11 protein-coding genes, 1 other RNA gene and 1 pseudogene are annotated in these 21,125 nt (G+C 55.7%); 9 read left to right on the top strand and 4 right to left on the bottom strand.

The window, feature by feature from the left end; genetic code table 11:
- Window positions 1–79: 79 nt before the first annotated feature.
- The 9 genes from drmD (at window position 80) to IE038_RS06965 (ending at window position 18,355) form a co-directional block, all read left to right on the top strand.
- Complete coding sequence (gene drmD, locus IE038_RS07005) at window positions 80–3,205, top strand: DISARM system SNF2-like helicase DrmD (protein ID WP_189395376.1); 3,126 nt, start codon at window positions 80–82, stop codon at window positions 3,203–3,205.
- Window positions 3,202–7,545, top strand: a complete 4,344-nt coding sequence (locus IE038_RS07000; protein ID WP_189395375.1) for an Eco57I restriction-modification methylase domain-containing protein — start codon at window positions 3,202–3,204, stop codon at window positions 7,543–7,545. The genes drmD and IE038_RS07000 overlap by 4 nt, the downstream gene beginning before the upstream one ends.
- 71 nt (window positions 7,546–7,616) lie before the next feature.
- Window positions 7,617–9,032: an ATP-binding protein gene (locus tag IE038_RS06995; protein WP_189395374.1), complete on the top strand. Its 1,416-nt coding sequence runs from the start codon at window positions 7,617–7,619 to the stop codon at window positions 9,030–9,032.
- A gap of 3 nt (window positions 9,033–9,035) precedes the next feature.
- Window positions 9,036–10,031 carry an O-methyltransferase gene (locus IE038_RS06990; RefSeq protein WP_189395373.1) on the top strand — a complete coding sequence of 332 codons (996 nt, stop codon included), beginning with the start codon at window positions 9,036–9,038 and terminating at the stop codon, window positions 10,029–10,031.
- 13 nt (window positions 10,032–10,044) lie between these two features.
- On the top strand, window positions 10,045–11,247 hold the full coding sequence (locus IE038_RS06985) for a restriction endonuclease (RefSeq protein WP_189395372.1): 1,203 nt from the start codon (window positions 10,045–10,047) through the stop codon (window positions 11,245–11,247).
- 9 nt (window positions 11,248–11,256) lie between these two features.
- Window positions 11,257–15,291, top strand: a complete 4,035-nt coding sequence (gene drmA / locus IE038_RS06980; protein WP_163935497.1) for a DISARM system helicase DrmA — start codon at window positions 11,257–11,259, stop codon at window positions 15,289–15,291.
- Between the two features lie 2 nt (window positions 15,292–15,293).
- Window positions 15,294–17,150: a DUF1998 domain-containing protein gene (gene drmB, locus IE038_RS06975; protein WP_189395371.1), complete on the top strand. Its 1,857-nt coding sequence runs from the start codon at window positions 15,294–15,296 to the stop codon at window positions 17,148–17,150.
- A 1-nt stretch (window position 17,151) separates the two neighbouring features.
- Complete coding sequence (drmC, locus tag IE038_RS06970) at window positions 17,152–17,916, top strand: DISARM system phospholipase D-like protein DrmC (protein WP_163935499.1); 765 nt, start codon at window positions 17,152–17,154, stop codon at window positions 17,914–17,916.
- 16 nt (window positions 17,917–17,932) lie between these two features.
- Window positions 17,933–18,355, top strand: coding sequence for a very short patch repair endonuclease (locus IE038_RS06965; RefSeq protein WP_163935503.1), 423 nt, complete (start codon window positions 17,933–17,935; stop codon window positions 18,353–18,355).
- On the opposite strand, the gene IE038_RS06960 is transcribed toward IE038_RS06965, so the two are convergent.
- The 4 genes and pseudogenes from IE038_RS06960 to ssrA form a co-directional block, all read right to left on the bottom strand.
- On the bottom strand, window positions 18,300–19,361 hold the full coding sequence (locus IE038_RS06960) for a DNA cytosine methyltransferase (protein WP_163935506.1): 1,062 nt from the start codon (window positions 19,359–19,361) through the stop codon (window positions 18,300–18,302). The genes IE038_RS06965 and IE038_RS06960 overlap by 56 nt on opposite strands.
- A 15-nt stretch (window positions 19,362–19,376) precedes the next feature.
- Window positions 19,377–19,739 (bottom strand): hypothetical protein, encoded by a 363-nt coding sequence (locus IE038_RS06955; RefSeq protein ID WP_163935509.1) that lies wholly within the window; start codon window positions 19,737–19,739, stop codon window positions 19,377–19,379.
- A 362-nt stretch (window positions 19,740–20,101) separates the two neighbouring features.
- Window positions 20,102–20,441: pseudogene (locus IE038_RS06950) on the bottom strand (integrase arm-type DNA-binding domain-containing protein); the annotation flags it as partial.
- A gap of 173 nt (window positions 20,442–20,614) precedes the next feature.
- Window positions 20,615–21,006: a transfer-messenger RNA gene (ssrA, locus tag IE038_RS06945) on the bottom strand.
- Window positions 21,007–21,125 lie beyond the last annotated feature (119 nt).

Below are 21,125 nucleotides of genomic sequence, written 5' to 3'. Positions count from 1 at the left end.
CTTTCGAAAGCGCGAAGCACATAGGTGTTTGTTCATTCGTAATCATCGGCTAGATGATGACGGTGTTAAGGGGTTAAGAATGACTGCAATGGCGGAAGGCAGCAGCTACCGTGATATCCCGGAACCAGGTCAGCTTGTCGAAGTTAGACGCCGGCAGTGGGTGGTGGCTGAGGTGGACGCTTCCAAGTTAGGCAGCGTGCAGCAGCACGCTGTCACGCTGGCTTCCATTGATGAGGATGCCCTCGGCGAAGAGCTCCAGGTGATTTGGGAAATTGAGCCAGGTGCGCATGTCATTGAACGTGCTGGTTTGCCAGCCATCACCGGACAGGACGACTCCTGTACTCTGGAGGCTTTTCTCGATGCCGTGCGTTGGGGGGCTGCTACCAATGCTGATCGCGGCTTCCTCCAGGCACCGTTTCGCAGTGGTGTAAGTCTGCAAGACTTCCAGCTGGATCCCCTGGTTCGTGCAATCGACATGGCGCGCGTCAATCTGCTGATCGCCGACGATGTAGGTCTGGGCAAGACCATCGAAGCCGGCTTGGTCATTCAGGAAATGCTACTGCGTCATCGTGCTCGAACTGTGCTGATCGTCTGCCCCGCGTCACTGCAAGAAAAGTGGCGTGTCGAGATGATGGAAAAGTTTGGTCTGGAATTTCGTATCGTCGACAGCACTTACATCAAGGAGATGCGACGCGAGCGTGGAATACATGCCAATCCTTGGACCTCGTTCCCGCGTCTGATCACGTCGATGGATTGGGCTAAGGCCGGCGATGGTTTGCGTGCCTTCCGCGATATCCTGCCGGCGCATGTCAGCTATCCGCGCAAATTTGATATGTTGGTTGTCGACGAGGCGCACAACGTCGCGCCGTCAGCTAGCGCTCAATACGCTATTGAAAGCCAACGCACTCGCTTCATTCGCACAATCGCCCCGCATTTCCAGCACCATCTGTTTCTGACTGCGACACCGCACAACGGCTACACCGAGTCTTTCACTTCGCTGTTGGAGCTGCTCGATGATCAGCGTTTTGCTCGCAACATCCTGCCGGAAGAGAAGCAGCTGTCTCAGGTGATGATCCGTCGTCTCAAGAGCGAAATCACCGACAAGGATGGAAACCTGATCTATGCGCAGCGCAAGCTCGAAGCGTTGCCTGTCGACTACACCACCAAAGAAAGAGAGATTCATCGCAAGCTGCAAGCATTCTGTGCCAGCAGGGAAATCGCGGATGACGAGTTGGGCGGCGTGACCGGCGCGTCCTTTGTCAACCAGCTGCTACGCAAGCGCTTGTTCTCGTCACCTGCTGCCTTCGCGTCGACCCTGGAAAAGCATGTCGCGACCTTGGAAAGTGGCGGAACTATCAAAGGGCGGACTGATCTGTCCGAGCGAATTTTGCTCAAGGCTATCCAGCGTGCCGAAGAGGATTACGCCAACGACTCAGACGTCGAGATCGCGCAGCAAGAGGCCGTCGAGGATGCCACGCGCCACTCACGCCCGTTGAACGCAGAGGAGCGTATCCTGCTTGATGAGCTCAGGCATTGGGCTCAGCAGGCGATGAATCAAATCGACTCCAAGGCCAAAGCGCTGCTTAATTGGATTCATCGGCATCTGAAGACCGATGGATCCTGGAATGGTAAACGAGTGATTCTCTTCACCGAGTACCGTACCACGCTCGACTGGCTACATCAGATTCTGGCGACTCATGATTTGGGTGGCGATCGCCTGATGATCTTGCATGGCGGTATGGATCACGATGATAGAGAGCAAGTGAAGGCGGCATTCCAGGCCTCTCCAGACATTTCCCCCGTGCGCATCCTGCTGGCCACCGACGCCGCTTCCGAAGGCATCGACCTGCAGAATCACTGTAACTATTTAATTCACCTGGAGATTCCGTACAATCCAAACGTCATGGAGCAGCGCAACGGTCGTATCGACCGCCATGGCCAACGTGAAAAAGAGGTGGTGATTTGGCACCCGGTCGATGCTCGCCAAGATCAGGATGCTGTCGGTGGCCACCAAGATGATATCCTGCGCGCCTTGCGCAAGCTCGATTCCATGCGTGCCGATATGGGCAGCGTGAACCCAGTGATCGCACCGCAGATGTCAGGGCTCATCGAAGGGGCCCTGCGTGATCTGGATACCCGATTGGCGGACGCGAAGATAGCCCAGGCTCGCCGATTCGTTAGAGCTGAAAAAGACCTCGCTAACCGAATAGCCAAGCTACATGAGAAGTTGGTCGAGACTCGAGAGGACTTTCATCTCTCTCCCGAGCACATCCTGAAGGCAGTCGAAACCGGCTTGGCGTTGGCCGAGAAGCCGGCGCTCAAACCGCTGACGTTGGTGGGAATCACGCCGGGTAAAGTCTTCGAGCTGCCGCCCCTGGGGGGCGCTTGGGAGCGTTGCCGCGAAGGGCTGGAGCATCCATTCACCGGAAAGATCCGCCCGGTGACATTCGATCATGAAATCGCCAATGGGCGAGATGATCTGGTGCTCATCCATCTCAATCATCGATTGGTGCAGATGTGTCTGCGTTTGCTGCGTGCCGAAGTTTGGGTGCAGGAAGACAATAAGCGTTTGCATCGAGTGACGGTGCGAACGTTGCCTGACGATCGTATCGAGGCCCCAGCGGTCGTGGTCGTGTCGCGCTTGGTGATCACTGGCGGTAATCACCATCGTCTACATGAGGAACTGACGTTGGCTGGGGGCTATCTGCGCGAACAGGGCTTCAAGCGCGAAGAAGGCGTCGCCCGCGTACAGGCCTGGTTGGAGGACGCGCAGCCGTGTCGGCTTGATGACTCGGTCTTCGCCATATTGCGCTCTCGCTTTGCCACAGCAGCAGAGGCCATCCAGCAATCCCTCGGAGCACGCTCACGCAATCGTCTCGAGTATTTGGGCAACACCCTGGAAACCCGCAAGAGCAAAGAAAAAGAAGACATTCTCGCCGTGCTTGATGAGCTGGATAGCGCCATTCGCAGGGAACTGGGCAAGGACGAGTTGCCTGAGCAGTTTTCTTTGTTCAGTGAAGATGAGCGTACCCAGGTTCGACGCGACAACTCCGCCCTGCAAGCACGTCTTGCGCGTATTCCCACGGAGCGGGAAGAGGAAGCCAGGGCCATCGAAGCACGCTATGCCGAACCGCAGGATCGCACCTTCCCGGTAGCCGTCATTTTCATCGTACCTGTATCGCTAGCCCAGGGAGGCCGCGCATGAAACCCCTCGATATTCACGATGAATGGTTGTCGCTGATTGAGGTCTCCGGTCCTTTCCTCGCCACGCCGGTACTGAAACGAGTCTTCTCCACTGGTCTACCTGCGGTCGAGCCTCGTATTCGACAGTACCTGCGGCAGGCTTATGATGAGTGGTGCGAGGCTCGTGACAACGACGATCCCAGGTTCACCGAATTGCATCGCGCCTGGATTCACGAGGTGCTTGCCCGCGGCTTGGAATACGACGAGAACGATAGCGGTGAACTTCTATTACGAGGTGAGTGCATTCCTTCTGAGATGCGCGTCACTCTGCCGGAACACGGTGTCACCTTGGAGCCTGACTATGCGTTGGTCTCGGGCGGCAAAAGCCAGCTGCTCGTGCAAATTTATGCGGCGGGCACGGATCTCCAGGCCGCACTGAAATTGGATGGCTGGTCCGCCAGTCCAGCCGAGCGCATGGAGCGGCTTTGCCGGGCCAGCGGCTGTCGCCTTGGTTTGGTCACCGATGGTGAGCGCTGGATGCTGGTCGATGCTCCCGTTGGCGCTGTATCGACCTTCGCAAGTTGGTATGCACGCCTCTGGGGGCAGGAGCGGTTGACGCTGCAGGCCTTTCTCACTCTACTGGGTATACGGCGCTTCTTCGGCCCAGACGATGAGTCCTTGCCCTCGATGCTGGATGAGTCTCTCCACCATCAGGAGGAGGTCACCGATGCCCTGGGTGAACAAGTCCGCCGGGCGGTTGAGGTGTTGATCCAGTCACTGGGTAAGGAAGACCGTGAACGGTCAGGGACGCTGCTGCAAGGTGTCGAGCCGACCGAGCTCTACGAAGCGGGTCTGACCATCATGATGCGTCTGGTGTTCCTGCTGTCGGCTGAGGAACGGGGACTCTTGCTGATGGGAGAGGAGGCGTACGAAAGCAACTACGCCATTTCCACTCTGCGTATGCAGCTGCGCCAGGAAACCGAGGAGGTGTTGGAGCGGCGCAACGATGCCTGGTCACGGTTACTAGCGACATTCCGAGCGGTTTACGGCGGCATCGAACATGAAATGCTGCTCCTTCCGGCACTGGGTGGTTCGCTGTTCGACCCGGATCGTTTCCCGTTCCTTGAGGGGCGTTCCAAGGGCTCCGATTGGAAGATCGACTCCGCGCGACCACTACCGATAGATAACCGTACCGTGATGCTCCTGCTGGAGGCGATCCAGCAGTACGAAGGGCGTACGCTTTCCTACCGAGCTCTGGATGTGGAGCAGATCGGTTACGTCTACGAAGGATTGCTGGAGAGGACTGTCGGACGAACCGAGCGGGTGTCAGTGGAGCTTGCCGGGGGCAAGGGGGCAAAGAAGACCCTCTATGCTCTGGAAGAGCTCGAAGCTCTGCACCTACGGGGAGGCGACGTGTTGGCCGATATGCTCTCCAGTGCCGATGCGATCAAGCGTGGAGTAGGAGCTATCCGCAAGGATCTCGAACGCTCGGTCGATGCTGTCCAGGCCAACCGTTTGCTCACCGCTTGCGCTGGAGACGAAGGCCTGCGTGATCGTGCATTGCCATTCCTCAACCTGCTGCGTACCGATCATTGGGACTACCCGCTGATTTACCCTGAGGGGGCATTCATCGTCACTACAGCTAGCGATCGGCGCGAGACGGGAACGCACTACACACCGAAATCGCTCACCGAAGCCATTGTTGACGAGACGCTGACGCCGATCATCTACAAGGGAGCGGCAGAGGGGACTCCGCGTGAACAATTGGTGCTGAAGCCGCCATCCGAACTGCTGGATCTGAAGATCTGCGATCCGGCCATGGGCTCGGGAGCTTTCCTGGTGCAGGCTTGTCGTTGGCTGGCCGATCGCCTAGTCGAGGCATGGTCGAAGGTTGAAGACAGCGGAAAGAAAGTGAGCGTGAACGGCGAAATCCTGGATGCGCTGGGTGCCGAGGAGCCTCTGCTCAGGGATGCCGAGACCCGCACCGTGATCGCTCGCCGCCTTGTCGCCGAACGCTGCCTCTACGGCGTGGATCTGAATCCCCTGGCGGTGGAGCTCGCCAAGCTCTCCATCTGGCTGGTGACGATGGCCAAGGGCAGGCCGTTCGGCTTTCTGGACCACAACTTGCGCTGTGGTGATAGCCTGCTTGGCATCCATCGGCTGGATCAACTCACCGAACTCTCGATGGCGCCTACCGGTAGAGGCCAAAAACGCTTGTTCGGACAGAATATCGAGCGGGCGGTTCATGAGGCGATCGATTTGAGGCAACGGCTGCGGGAGATGCCGATCCGCGACATCCTTGACGTCGAAGTCATGGCACATCTGGACGCAGATGCGCGTCGCAAGCTCCAAGTGCCGGAAAGCATTGCCGATGCGTTTATCGGTGAGGTGTTTTTCTCGGGCGGTAATGGTGCGGGGCAGGAGAGCATGTTGGCTTCGCTGACGATCCAGGCTGGACAGGCCATTGACGGCGACCGCGACATGATTGCCTCAATGCGGAGAAGGTCGGTCGTTGCACTCTCGTCAGATTTATCCCGCGAAAAGCCTGCGCGCAGGCCTTTCCACTGGCCACTGGAGTTTCCGGAGGTGTTCGTTCGCGATCAAGGTGGTTTCGATTGCATCGTGGGCAATCCACCTTTCCTTGGTGGAAAACGTATCAGCACAGTAATGGGGGTTAGGTTTAACGTCTATCTCGCGAGCACACATTCAGGCGCGAGCAAAAACATGGATTTAGCAGCGCATTTCTTTCGCCGAGCTTTCGATATCCTACGGAGGGAGGGAAGCTTCGGGCTCCTGGCGACCAACACAGTTGCCGAGGGAGACACCCGACAAGGTGGTCTGGAGTGGCTGCTCAAGCACGGTGCAACGATATACGCTGCTTGGCCAAATGAGCCATGGCCGGGCTCTGCTGCAGTTGTTACCAGCCGTGTTCATCTCTACAAGGGTGATTGGTGTGCCACTAGGTCGTTGAATGGGCACCCTGTTCGCTACATATCGGCATACTTATCTAGCCAGGATGACTGGAGTCCAGCGCGGCTAAAGTCTAACGAGGGTAAAGCTTTTATTGGCTCGTTTCTTAATGGAATTGGCTTTGTACTTGAAGAGGCGGAAGCCAAGAAACTCATTCATGAAGACTCAAGATATTCCGAAGTAATTTTCCCCTACTTGATTGGCCAAGATATCAATACTCATCCTGAGCAAAAGCCTAGTCGCTGGGTGATCAATTTTTGGGATTGGCCTGAGGAACGTGCACGAAAATATTCGGAAGCAATGCAGATTGTACTTGCCAGAGTCAAGCCGCATCGTGATCAAATAAATCCTGCCAAAAAGAAAGTGCGGGATAATTGGTGGCTCTACGAAGCATCTGCAAAAGAGCTCTACCACACGATAGGATGTGGCCATTATTTTGAAAAACATCCGAAAGGCTGGGATGTTAGTGTGAACTCTAGGAAGCGAGTTCTGGCGCTGACACGCGTAAGTAAGACGTTGGCTTTCTCATTCGTAAGCTCAGAGCAAATTTTTTCTGAGCAGACAGTTATTTTTCCCTCTGATCGGGGATCCGATTTTGCGTTGCTTCAATCAAGCATACATGCTGCATTTGCTTGGCAACACTGTTCTCGCATGAAGAACGACCTGAGGTATGGGCCGTCTGATGCTATAGAGACATTTCCTTTTCCCGCCGATTTAAAAATGATGCCACTAGATAACCTTGGCGAGCGCTTCCATCAGGAGCGCCTTGAGTTAATGCGGGCAGACCACATCGGTCTGACTAAGCTCTACAACCGCTTCCACTCTGATGCTGAGTATGATCCTCGTATTGAGGGGCTACGCGCGCTACAGCAAGAAATGGATACCGCCATCGCATACGCTTACGGCTGGGATGACCTTGATTTGGAACATGGGTACCATGCAGTTTCGTATCTGCCAGATAACGATCGTCTCCGTTTCACAATCTCTGAGACTGCTCGCGTTGAAGTGTTGCGTCGTTTGTCGGGGCTGAACCGCCAGCGGTATGAGGAAGAGATAGCTCGAGGATTACATGGCAGTAGTATTAAGCGAGCACCAACCCGAAGCTCGCGTGTCGCTCCCCTCATTGACAAAATTCCAGTTCAGTCCGGGCTCAACTTCGATGTTGAGCCAGTGTCGGTTGTTAATGGAGAATCACCAATCGCCAAAATTCTTCAGTTCCTTGGGACTACCAAAAAATGGCAAGCAAAGTCCGATATTCTTGCAGAAACTGGCATTTCGGATGGGCAATGGAATGCTGCTATCTCCGACTTGATTGCAGGTAATAAGGTCGAGCGCCAAGGTGAAAGGCGCAGTGCTCGTTATCGGGTCAGGGGAGAAGGCGGCAGTGAATAGTATTCTTCTCGTAGCGAGAGTAAGAAGTCTGACGTGTCAGTGAAGAAGAACCGAACAAATAGGATTTGTATATGACCAAACCTAGCGAAGATCGCGCACAAGCAAGCCCGACCAAACAGTTTTTCGTGTCGATGCTGACGCGTGACATTAGCCTTGCCGACGCCATCCTGGATCTGCTCGACAACTGCTTGGATGGCGCATTGCGGCTTGTTCACGGTGCCCAGGTCGACTATTCCAAGCATTTCGTGAAGATCGAGATCGACGGAGATCATTTTTCCATTGCCGACAACTGCGGCGGAATCCCTCGTGATGTCGCCAAGAACTATGCGTTCAAGATGGGCCGTGATTCTGACGATGACCGTGACTCAGACGCTGAAACGATCGGGATGTACGGGGTCGGCATGAAGCGCGCCATCTTCAAAATGGGGCGCAACGCTTTGGTTCGGACTCGGCATGACGAGGATACATTCGAGGTGCCGATCACCTCTGAATGGCTTGATGCGAAGAACTGGGATCCCCTGCCGATCAATGAGCCGAGTGAGGCGAGCGAAAATCTAGATGAGCCAGGCACTACCATTCTCGTTCGTGAACTGCATGAGGGCGTCGCAAGACACTTTGGCAATGCTGCTTTCGAGAATGAGGTGCGTACTGCGATCGCTGAGCATTTCACGATGTTTCTCCAGTGGGGGCTCAAAGTGGAGCTCAACGGTGAGCCTGTTCTGCCAGTTCGGGTCGAAGTGCTCGTTTCGGAGGATGAGGACAGTCCCGCACCGTACGTATTCCAGAAAACGATCGATGATGTGCTCGTTTCCATCACTGTCGGATTGAACACTTCCAAGAGTTCTGGCGATGACAACGAGGATGACGCTGGTTTTGAAGGTGACCGATCATCTTCGACCTCTGGTTGGACAGTACTCTGCAACGATCGTGCGGTTATCGTGGGGGATAAGAACCGCTTGACGGGATGGGGAGACGGTATTCCGCTCTACCACCCGCAGTTCTCCATAGTCACAGGCATCATCGAGTTTAGATCGCATCGCGCTGACAAGCTTCCGGTCACCACGACGAAGCGCGCCCTTGACACGTCATCGAACGTTTGGTTGGAGTCCCTCGTCAAGATGAAGGAGGGCATGCGGATATGGATCTCCTACACCAACCAGTGGAAGAACCACCCACGTGCCGACCAATCCCGCTACTGGGCAGATGCTCGGCCGATGCCGCTTGGCAAGGTCATAGCGGCTATCGAATCACGCAAACTCGCCAAGAAGCCCGACGGCCATATTGAATTCAATCCCCTGAAGGCCAAGGTGCTGCCAGTGCCGGACGAGAAGAAGCCCTCTTCCCGAAGGATAGTGTTCTCCCGACCCATCGAGGAAGTGCGTCTTGTCTCAAAGATGTTGTTCGATGACCAAGAAGAAAAGCCTGGCATCGTTGGGGAGGTTTGCTTCGAGATGCAGCTGGTGAAAGCCAGGAAGCAGGGAGACTGAGCGATGAGTGCCGGTTCCTCGCTTCCCTACAAATTGCGGCCGAATAAGGCTGTAGATCGTGAGCTATTTCTGTCGCTGTTAATGCGGCTTGCCCCTAGCTTCGTTCTTGAAAAGTACCACTATGTTGGCCTGGGTGGTCCTTTTCTTGAGGACTTTCGGCTGGTCCATGCGCGATTGGGCATCGAAAAAATGACGTGCATTGAGGTCGAAGAGGAGGTTCACAAACGTCAGCTTTTCAACCGCCCCATAGCGTCAATCGAGTGCATTCATAGCAGTCTTGAAGACTATCTCGACCAGACAGATTTCGATTCCCCTGCCATCGTCTGGTTCGACTTTACGGAGCCTAAGGGAATTACCTCTCAGATAGAACGCTTTGCACGAACGATCGGAACTGTGCCGATCGGGAGCATTCTGCGGGTGACTCTCAATGCGTATCCCTCATCGTTGGGGAGCCCAGATCCTAGAGAACTCTCTGTCGAGGTCGATGGCGACGCTTCGGAAGATCGATCACACAAACCCACTATTCAAGAGTGGCGGCTTGCACGCTTCAAGTCGCGTTTGGGGGGGTTGTTTCCTAGCGGGCTGAGCGCCGAAGGTATGAGCACCAAGAACTATGGTGCGAGTGTGCTTCAGGTGCTTAAGTTGGCAGTTGATAAAGAGGCTCTTAGCTTCAGGGACCGACAGATCTTTTGGGCGTTGGCTACTCACTACTCCGATGGGCAGCCAATGGTCACAGCAACACTTGTCGTTTGCCAGACGGATGACGAGACAACGAAGGACCTCATCAAGGGCTGGGAGTTCTACTCCACTACTGATGATCCGCACCGACTGGATTTACCCGCTATTTCGACGCTTGAGCGTTTGACGATGGAGTCTACCAAGGAGCCAGAGAAAAAGATGGGGTTCGATCTGCCCCGCTCTGGTATGGGGGGGGATCCATTAACCGCGTTTAAAAAATACTACAGGATCTATCCGCATTTCTCGCGGATAGAGCTGTAGGGCAGACGTAGGCATGAAGACTTTCCCTCATCAGATGCTTTCCCAATGTGATCTAGTAGTGGATGCAATTTATGAAAGCAGTGGGAATGGCCAGATAGTAGGCGAGCCAATCTCCAAAATCCTTCCTGGTTCAGGGAATATGGGGGGATTCAGAGTTTCTGGACGTGGCGAACGAAAGAACTGGGTAGTTCTTTTTTCCACCGGAGAGGACCGTGATTGGCCAGATACGCTTGACCTGAACACAGGGAGGTTCGTTTACTACGGCGATAACAAGACGCCAGGGCATGAATTGCACGAGACCCGAGCAGGGGGTAACAAGGTTCTTCGTGCCGCATTCACCAGACTTCATGACGATGCAGGCCTGCGTGCCGATGTTTCACCGTTCTTCGTGTTCAAGAAAATGCCCACAGAAAATGGAGCTCGATCGGTGCAGTTCAAAGGTCTGGCCGTTCCTGGATACCCGGGCTTGTCAGCGACAGAAGACCTAGTTGCCGTTTGGAAATCTTCCAAGGGGCAGCGATTCCAGAACTATCGAGCGACTTTCACGATCTTGGATGTGCCTGTCGTATGCAGAGCCTGGATCGCCGATCTCGCTTCGGGTAATTCTCTCGGTTTGAATGCCCCGAGTGCCTGGAGTGACTGGGTGAAGACTGGAAGATACCGAGCTCTGACTGCTGAGCCGACGACGGTTATTCGCTCAATTGAGCAGCAAACGCCTGACACGCCTTTGAAGAGAGATATCCTGCGGTGCGTTTGGCTGAACTTCAAAGACTCGCCTATCGCATTCGAAGGATTCGCTGCGCACCTCTATGGGATGCTGGATGCCAGGGTGGTAATTGATGAGGTCACGCGAGCTGCGGTTGATGGTGGGCGCGATGCGGTAGGGCGATACCTTCTGGGCTTACCAGATGATCCTGTCTATGCCGAGTTTTCTCTCGAGGCCAAGTGCTATCGCCCCCCTGCAGAGGGTGAGACACCTAACACGGTGGGAGTGAAAGAAGTCTCTCGGCTGATCTCACGTATCCGACATCGACAATTCGGTGTGTTGGTCACTACCTCTGTCGTCGCTCGGCAAGCATACGAAGAAGTTAGAGAGGATCGGCACCCGATCGTCTTCATCGCAGGTCGAGATATCTCAGATATATTGATCGCCAATGGTTTCAACACCGTAGAGCGGGTATCGAGTTTGCTTCAGAACGAATTCAGGGTGGGGTAAAGGGTGAGCATGGAAGAGAGTCAGCAAAGCACTAGCCTAGAGGCTTGGATAGTCGTCGATCGTGGCTTGGGGCGTGACGCTCGTTTGGCTGGCAAGGTCGTCTATCTGAAAGGAGACCATCCCGCGTTGCGCGAGGGGGCCTGGGTACTGGTTTTGAACCCAGCCGGTAGCATCGTGTGTGTCGGTCATGTCTTGCGTATTCGAGTCGATGCGGAAGGTACTTCGCTTTACTTCGACAAGGTCCAGACGATCAAGTCAGTGGTAGGGATCGGCAGCACCGGTTTGCTGCCTCCGACCGCTGGAAGCGTCGTACGTACTCCCTGGACCGAGTTCGCAGAGGCTATCCCTCGTGCATTGGGCGTCACTCTCGCCGACATTCCGCTTATTGAGGACGAGGCTTACGTTCGTGAACTGCTGCAGTACGCCATCATGGACGACCTTTTAGGGCCTGCCGGTGGACCGGAGGAGCTCATCATCGATATGAGCGTTCGCGATCGCTACCTCGTCGGCAAGCTCGCGCCGATGGAAAACGCAGAGCGCGGTGAGGAAATGGCTCCCCCGGAAAAGAGTGAGGAGGTCGAGCCTGCGGATCTGGAGCCGAAGGCCCAGTCGAACAAGGTCGACTCTCCCCAAAAGACTGGTGGCGGTGACTCCGAAGCCGAGGAAGAGGTCGATACGGCCTCGAACCAGTCGCTCGCACCGTCGAGCTTGGGGTTCACTTTTTGCGTCGACGGCGATGCGGAAAACCTTGAGGTGGTGGTGAGTTGGGGGCGCTATGAGCGCTTCGAGTCTGATGACCCGGCTCATGCCAAGGTGGTCAAGAAGGCAGTACGGGACGCCGAAGGCCGGGTGATCAAGACCACCGAGCAAGTTCTCAAAGCCAAAGTCTGGCGGCGCAAGCCCTCCGGTGGAACCTTCCAGCTGGCGCTGAAGGATGGAGTGATCTCTCCGGTCACCCCTGATTCTGCCTGCCCAGAAGTGATCATCCAGGGTACGGTGCGTTCACCCAACGAGAAGGGTGAACGATTGATCACTCTGTTCCTGGTGAATGGCCAAACGGAGCCTGATGAGAATCGCGATACCGCTTGGGTGTTCCAGCCGGAAATCCTCGTACGAGCCAATGACAAAAATTCGCTGAAAGATATATTCCGCCGCCGCCCAGCATTGGAAGCCGATGCTGGCGCTGCGGACGATGACGATGACGATTTACGCGAGCGCTTGGCGCTGGAGATGATCTATCGCGATCGGGTCGAGTTCGCAGTAGGGCACGGCGTTGCAGTGCATGCAGTGTCTGGTCCAGATGTGGCAAGGGCGATAGAGCTGCGCACTGCGGTGATGCCGCAATACGAAGTGCCGGTCACCGAAACACCGGGTTTGGATCCGCAGGATCGGCCAGCGATGCGCAGATTGGTCGACGAAGGTCTGCTGGATATGAAGCGACTGGCAGAACTGGAGAAAGACCAACTCGTCGCTGCACTCGGGATACTGACCGAGGACTATGCAGCATGGATCAAGGATCAGCGTGCACGCACTGATAGGGATGTGGCTGGCTATGCGCAGCAAGCCGATGAGGCGCTGAGCCACTGTCAGTCGATCCTGATTCGTCTGCGTGAGGGTGTGGGGTTATTGGCTGCGGATGACAAGGCCTTGGCGGCTTTCCGTTTCGCTAACCGAGCGATGGCGATCCAGCGGGTGCATAGCGCGTTCGCCTTGCAGCGTCGTCGCGGGCGCACTGTCGAGCTAGCGGAGTTCGATGTACCGAAGAACCGCTCTTGGCGTCCCTTCCAGTTGGCTTTCCTGCTGCTGTCCGTTCCTGGGCTGACCGATCCTAAGCATACGGATCGCACTCAGCCTCTGCAGGCCTATGCAGATTTGCTCTGGTTCCCCACTGGTGGTGGTAAGACTGAGGCCTACCTGGGGGTGGCTGCATTTACAATGGTGATCCGCCGCCTACAAGGAAATTTAGGGGACTACGATTCGTCTCGCGGGCTGGCGGTGATCATGCGCTACACCCTTCGGTTGCTGACTTTGCAGCAGTTCCAGCGGGCTACCGCGTTGATCTGTGCGATGGAACATATTCGTCGGGAATCATTGTCGGCAGGTGATAAGTCCCTTGGTGAGAGCGCATTCACCATCGGCCTTTGGGTCGGTAACAAGGTAACGCCTGGCACTACCGAGGATAGCCATAAGTTCATCGAGGCCATTCGTACCCCAGGGCGAAACCCCACCGGAATGGCTTCGCCGGCGCAGCTGACAGGTTGCCCATGGTGCGGAAACGAGATCGACCCGAAGAGGGATATCGAGGTCGATAAGATATCAGGGCGTACGACGATCTATTGCGGCGACAAGCTGAGCACCTGTGACTTCTCTCGTGGTCGTTCGAGCAAGCAGGTACACCCTGGTTTGCCGGTGATGGTCGTGGACGAGGAGATTTACCATCGCCCGCCGTCAATGATGATCGCCACGGTGGACAAGTTCGCCATGATGGCGTGGCGTGGGCAGGTTCGGAACCTCTTCGGCCGGGTATCGAAGGAGTGTTCCCGCCATGGATTGCTTTGGCCTGGCTCGGATTGCAATACCGGTCATAGGGCTGTTGCCGGTAGGGCTGCTGCTTCGGTCAAGGCTATTTCTCCGGTGCGGCCTCCGGATCTGATCATCCAGGACGAATTCCACCTGATCAGTGGTCCCTTAGGAACCATGGTGGGTCTCTACGAGAGCGCGGTCGATGAGCTGTGCACCTGGCAGTTCGATGGCGATGCTATCCGGCCGAAGGTGATCGCCTCCACCGCTACCGTTCGCAAGGCGCAGCAGCAGGTCAACAACGTCTTCATGCGTCAGGTCTCGGTGTTCCCGCCCCATGGCTTAGATGTCGAGGACAACTTCTTCTCGGTGCAGCGGCCCATCGAGCAAAAGCCAGGACGGCGTTATCTAGGGATCTGCTCTCCGGGCAGCTCACGGCCGGCGATGTTGATCCGTGTCTACACGGCAGCGCTGACTGCTGCTCAAGCACTATTCGATCGATTCGGCAAAGCTGCCGATCCTTACATGACCATGGTGGGCTACTTCAACTCGTTGCGAGAGCTGGGAGGCATGAAGCGTTTAGCCGAGGACGATGTGCAGACCCGTGCGTACCGTGTCCAAATGAGCATGGTGCAGCGGCCTGGTCTGGCGCAGCGCAGCGTCATGAATATCCGTGAACTGACTTCCCGGGTTTCCAACCAGGACATCCCCAAGTATCTCGATCAGCTCGAAGTCATGTTCAAGTCTGAATGGGATCCCGAGCTAGGTAGGTACGTGACCAAGTGGGAGGAGGGCGATGCACGTGCCATCGACATCGTTTTGGCGACCAACATGCTGTCGGTCGGCGTCGACGTCAATCGGTTGGGCATCATGGCCGTCAACGGTCAGCCGAAAGGAACGGCGGAATACATTCAGGCAACCAGTCGTGTCGGCCGACAATTCCCTGGGTTGGTCTGTACCGTACTGACATGGGCTCGCCCACGCGATCTCTCGCATTACGAGACCTTCGAGCATTACCACGCGACGTTCTACAAACACGTCGAGGCTCAATCGGTCACTCCGTTCTCGCCGCGTGCGATGGATCGAGGTCTGACCGGGGCGATGCTGTCGCTGATCCGTGCCAAGAGCGATCGCTTCGCTCCGAACGAGGGGGCGCAGAGTCTCAAGCAACCTAATCAGGTGGAAATGCTGGATGCGATGAAGGTGCTCGAAACGCGTGCCGACAACATCGCGGAGGCCCCTGCGAAGAAGCTCGCTAGCGGCATGCTCAAGCAGCGGGCGGATCAGTGGGTGAATGAGGTGATGCAGGGCAATCGTATCTTGGCGTACGAGAAGCGTGGGTCTGAGAAGGACCTGACCTATGCCTTGATCAAGTCACCTGGAACGCATACTTGGGATAACTGGACGGTGCCCATGTCGATGCGCGAGGTCGAGCCTGGCGTTCGCTTGGTCATGAACTCAGCGAAGATCAAAGACGATATTCAATGGAAGCCTCGCCCGGCGGCGACTGATAAGGACGAATGAAGATGGCGCACGAAAAGACTCCCGTTGGCTCGGTACGGCCCAGCCAGCTGCTATGGACCTATGGTCCAGGTGCCCTCATCGATTTGCCGAATCTGTCGGTCGTGACTTCAGGTATCGACATCTGGGAGAGGGATCGATGCAACCTGGTGATTGAAAATCGCCTGCTCGCCGCGGTGCAAAGAGCGCTTGGTCCTCAGGTCGAATCACTACGAATGCCGCCTATCAGCAAGAGCGAGTCGAATGACACGAGCTCTGCGGAGGCTAATGTCGGTGTGCCGGTACGGCCGTTCCCTCGTTGGTTGCGCTGTGTGAAATGCGGGCTGCTCTCGCCTTACGACAGCGGGTTGTTCGAGTTGAAGGAAGGGTATCGCCGCCCTGAGGCGACTCGTTTCGTGCATCAGGGCTGTCGCGGCTCGAAGGGCGATCAGCCTGCGAAGGATGCCGATGCTGTTCCTGCACGTTTCCTTTTGGCTTGCAAGAATGGGCATCTGGATGATTTTCCTTGGCAGTGGTTCGTCCACAGCGGCCCCAACGATTGCAAAGGCACGCTGCGTTTCTTCGAGAGTGGTGCATCCCTTCAGACCGAGAACCTGTGGGTCAAATGCGATACTTGCGGCGCGGCGCGGAACATGGCTCATGCCTTCGGACAGCTCGGTAAGGAGAACCTGCCGGGCTGTCGTGGACGGCATCCTCATTTGGATCAGTTCGATCCGGATTGCGATGCCGAGCCACGGGCCGTCCTGTTGGGGGCTACCAATAGCTGGTTTCCGGTCTCCTTGTCGGCGTTGGCGATACCTCAGGCAAAAGATGGTCTAGCGCAGCTATTGGAAGATGGTTGGAGCTTCTTCGGCGATCTGGAGTCGCTCGATGAGGTTCCTCTGACCATCAAGCTATTGAAAAAAACTGGCTCATTGCCTGGAATTGACCAATATTCCGCAGCAGCCATTTGGGCAGGCATCGAGGCTCACCGCTCAGGAGAGGGCGAGAGTGTCACCGAGGCGGATATCAAAGGTCCCGAGTGGCGGGTGCTGATCGCCCCGGTGCCGGTGAATGACTATCCGCATTTCTTGTCCGAGGCAGTTGCCGTTCCTCCGGGCTACCAAGGCAAGATCGCCAGGGTATTGTTGTTGAAGCGTCTGCGCGAGGTGAACGCCTTGCTCGGCTTCACGCGAGTCGAGGCGCCTGACGACTCCGGTGGAGTTGGAGTTGGACCGATTCAGGCACCACTGTCACGTACGAAGCCTGACTGGGTCCCCGCGAATCAGGTGCACGGTGAGGGCATCTTCATTCAGTTCGACGAGCAGGCGATAGCTGAGTGGGAGCAGATAGCTGACGTGCAGGCCGCCGACATGAAATTGCGCGGTGGGCACAAAGGTTGGCGAAACTCCCGCCGTCTCTGTCCTCCGGAAGACGGTTATCCAGGTGCTCGTTACGTGATGCTGCACACTCTGGCGCATCTTCTGATCCGCGAGTTGGCGTTGGAGTGCGGATACAACGCGGCCAGCATCAGAGAGCGGATCTATGCCGAGGTGAATGAGGATGGCAACCAGTGCGGCTTCATCATCTACACGGCCGCTGCGGACTCCGATGGTACCTTGGGTGGCTTGGTCGAACTGGGCAAACCCGAAAACTTGGAGCGCCTACTGGTTCAGGCTTTGCGGCGTGCGCGCATTTGCTCCTCCGACCCCCTGTGCGCTGAGCATGATCCCCGGAAAGACCGTAGTTTGCATGCAGCGGCATGCCATGCTTGCTCCTTTGTCGCGGAGACATCGTGCGAGCGTGGCAACCGTTATCTTGATCGGGCGATGGTCGTGCCGACTTTCGAGAATGCCAAAGCGGCATTCTTTCCGGATGCTTGAAATGCGAGAGCTACTCGCAGCGGTGTCTGAGTTGGTTTCCATAGTCTCCTATGACCGCGTAGCAGCTTTGGCGGCGAAGATCAGAGGAATGCAGGTCGCAAAAGCTGGAGATCTTAGAGTGGGCGCATTGTCCGCGAAGGCCGACAATACGCTCAAGGGGTTGGTCGGGGCCTGGAAAGTCTCGACAATCAGTGGCGAGACATTGGCGGCAATGCTCATGGCCGCCGCACATGCGTTTCGTCATGCAGAGAGTCGGCAGAGGGTCGAACTGGTGTGGACTGGGCCTACAACCGAGCTCGTTCCTGCTCGGCGAACCGAGCAGGCTTTGATACAGGTGATCAATGCCGCTCAGCAGCGGTTGTTCATCACCAGTTACGTCGCGTACGACATTGAGATGATCGCCAGGGCTCTGAAGTCAGCGACAGAGCGTGGCGTGAAGATTGAGTTTCTGATGGAGCTTTCGAGCGCTCAGGGTGGCAAGGTTAGCGTGGACCCTATTGGTAATCTGAAGAGAATTGTCCCTGATGCGCTTTTCTACGTCTGGAGAGACAAAGGTGCTGCGTTCGTCAATGGTAGTGTGCATGCGAAGGTCGCAGTTGCGGATGGGGCATATTGCTTCATTACCAGTGCCAACCTGACTGGATATGCGATGGATCAGAACATGGAGGCAGGGGTCTTGATCTCGGGCGATCCATTACCAGAGCAACTTCATCGACATCTGGAAGCCTTGGCGATGACAGGGGTGATTGTTACAGTCGACGATTGAGTGTCGGGGAGGGGTAATGTCGCGTAGCGACATCATGCGTGCGGTCAAGCGTGCCCATACTGGGCCAGAGATCATCGTTCGCCAAGCAATGCACGCCCTGGGGCTCAGGTTTCGTTTGCATCGTCGGGATCTTCCTGGCTCGCCAGATATAGTTCTGCCGCGATTCCGAACGGTGGTCTTCGTGCATGGGTGTTTCTGGCATCGACATCCTGGCTGCCGTTATGCGAGTACGCCAAAGAGCAGGCAGAAATATTGGCTTCCCAAGTTCAAGGGCAATGTCGAGCGGGATGCAAAAAAAGAAGCCCAGCTGCGAGAGCTGGGCTGGCGGGTGTTGGTTATTTGGGAGTGCGAAGCTCGCAAGCCTGCAGAGCTTGATGAGCGACTCAGGCGGGAGTTTCCTGGCGTCGGTTCCGCCCGTACGCCTCGACATGGCGCATGAGGCTTTCACCGATCACTTCACCCAGGCGAACTGGTACGGCATTGCCAATCATCCGGCCCACTGCTTTGAACGTAATGTCTTTCGCCGGCATGAACTCGTAGTCTCTGGGGAAGGATTGCAAGATCGCTGCTTCTCGAAGTGACAATGCGCGGGCCTGCTCGTAGTGGCCAAAACGGCCATTACCAAAGCCATAACAGAGCGTGGTCATTGTGGGGCTCGGCTCATTCCTCTTCATTCGGCCATAGACGCTGGGATAGGTTTTACCGCTGGCCTTGCGGTGGCATTCTGCAACCAGGTGCGGAGGCCAATCCCGCCAAGTGCCGCCCTCACGAGAGTTCAAGATTCTCTGCAGATTGATCGGGGTCAGCGTAGCCGCACGATGCATTGGATCATTTGGGTCGCAAGCACCTGCTGCGATTCGAGGTAAATCGCCGATCGTTTCCATAACACTGACAGGCTTATCGCGGTGAGTGGGCTCAATGAGTTCGATAGGACCAAGCTTGGATGCCAATAATACGTGGCGACGCCGGTGCTGAGGTAGGCCGTATTCGACACAAGCTACACGTTGGGCCCATACCTTGTAGCCCTGACTCTCGAGGTTCTTCACGAAGTCGCCATAGACCTTGTGCTTGGTCACGTCCGGCACATTTTCCATCGTAACAAGCTCTGGCTTGACTTCACGGATCAAGCGAGCGAAGTGATAAAGCAGAGGCCACTTGCTGTCAGTGCTGGTATCCCGCCCTTGATTATAGGTAGAGAAGGGTTGGCAAGGAGCACAGCCAGCTAGCAAGCGGTAACGGCCTTCGACTCTTGGGTACCAGGCGCTCAGCTCCCTCTCGTTGAGTTTCTTGACGTCCTTAGCTACGAAAACCGCATCGTTGTTGACTTCGTAGGCGTGCTTGCATTGGGCTTCGATATCGTAGCCAGCGTGGACGTCGATACCGGCATTGCGCATGCCAGCGGTCAGGCCGCCGGCACCACAAAAGAGGTCAACTGCATCAATCATTGGGTGGGTCTTCTTTCAAACGAGGCGCATTTTAGTCACTCGTGGCTTCAAGTCGAGTGTCGGTTCTTTCGGGTAAGCCCATCCGTCTTGGATACGAAACATGACTTCATCCTTCAGGAGGACGTGCTTAGGATACTTTGTGATCCGGTAGCCCAGGAGGCTGGTGACCTCTCGCTCTAGATACTCAATGATCTCCACTTCCCAGGCGAAAACACCATGCTCTGTCTCGATCTCGAAAGGAACGGTGATCTTTGTCCAGTCGTCACCTGAGCGTTCTTCATCGTAGCTCTCATGCTGTCCAATGCCCACGGCGAGAAGGGTGTACTCCTGGTCACCAATCACGTAGCTGCCGTCAGTGCAGATCTCAATCCAGTACATTTCCAGTCATCCCTGACATTCGTTATGCGGAATGATCGATCACGTGACGGCTCACGTCAATTGGCAGAATTCGATCTCACCTCATGGCAAAGTTTTTGCCGTTGCTGGGATGCTCATGGAGCCGTCCTTCATTTACGGAAATTACCCGTAGCACCTGCGTTAGCAAGCCTGTCATGTGGTCGCATGTGGTTACCGAGAGAAGCCAGGCGCTGATGCGCTTCGGAGCGATACGCTGACTCTGAAATCGACCGCAAGGCTTCATTCCGACGACTGGGTCAAAAATGACTCAAGGCCTTCAACCTAGCCGCCTACCAATTCTCATCTTTTGAGAATAAAGTTGTCGTGCGGAGTCAATGTTACCCATAGGACGGTTGCATACCCTGGAAGGTGTGTTCGGTATCCGCTTTCGTGGCTTGCTGTACCCAATCCGTTTCTCTTTGGGGTCAATGCCGTGTTCGTTGAGCTCTCGTGCCTCCACTTTTTTCTTACGGGCTTGTATCAATGAAATTTCCCGGAAGGTTCCGAGGCCCATGTTGATTCGGTTCTTTGTCACCGGATGCTGGTAGTTTAAGTTCCAAAGCTTAGATCCATTCTTCTCACTCGTATTTGTAGGCCGTCGCCATCGCTCAGGACATAGTCCTTCTCCTGAGGCTTGGCAGCTTTGACCTTGAGGTCCGAGAGACGGGTAACTTGAGCGCACATGGGGTATTTCAGGAACGGTTTCAGTACTCCAAAAACTACCAGTGGATGACTTGGAATACCGAATAGCGTGGACTCTGTAAGACCTCCGTGGACGCTAATGGTGCTTAAATCCTTGTAGTTACTGGATTCCAGGCACAAAAAAAGACGTCCATGGACGTCTTTTTTTATGGAATTGGTGGAGCCGGGGGGATTTGAACCCCCGTCCGCCAGTACTCCGCTGTCGGTACTACATGCTTAGCCGTGTCTATTAAGTTAACCCTCAGCGGCCCGACGGGCAGGGTGCATTGGGCGAGTTGTGTAAGTTTTAGCCACTTCGTCCACAACGTACTACGCGGCGATCCTGTTCTGTATGACAATCACTTCGGGTTTACAGGCATCCCCTGGTGATTGCTGGAGCCGAAGCTACCAGAAGAGCGGGCTCAGCTGCTTACGCAGCGAGAGCGTAGCCCTCGTAGGTTTCGTCATTGGCAACTATAGAAAGTTGCAACAGTGGATTTACGAGTTCTGTTACCAACTCGGCATGCACCTAGAGTTTCGCTACCGGCGTCGAATCCTAATCGGCCCCATTTGCTGCTCTAGTTGGAACGCTTTCTAGGCGTTCACAGGGGAGTATACGCTTTCGCTGGGGTAACGTCGACTGTCTGCTGGAACCATGGATCGCCGACCTGGCTGGCGATCCATGGT

The organism is Pseudomonas laurentiana, from assembly GCF_014648275.1.
Taxonomy (GTDB): Bacteria; Pseudomonadota; Gammaproteobacteria; order Pseudomonadales; family Pseudomonadaceae; genus Aquipseudomonas; species Aquipseudomonas laurentiana.
The sequence above is the reverse complement of the archived record's forward strand: the minus strand, read 5'-3'. Positions and strand labels throughout refer to the sequence as shown.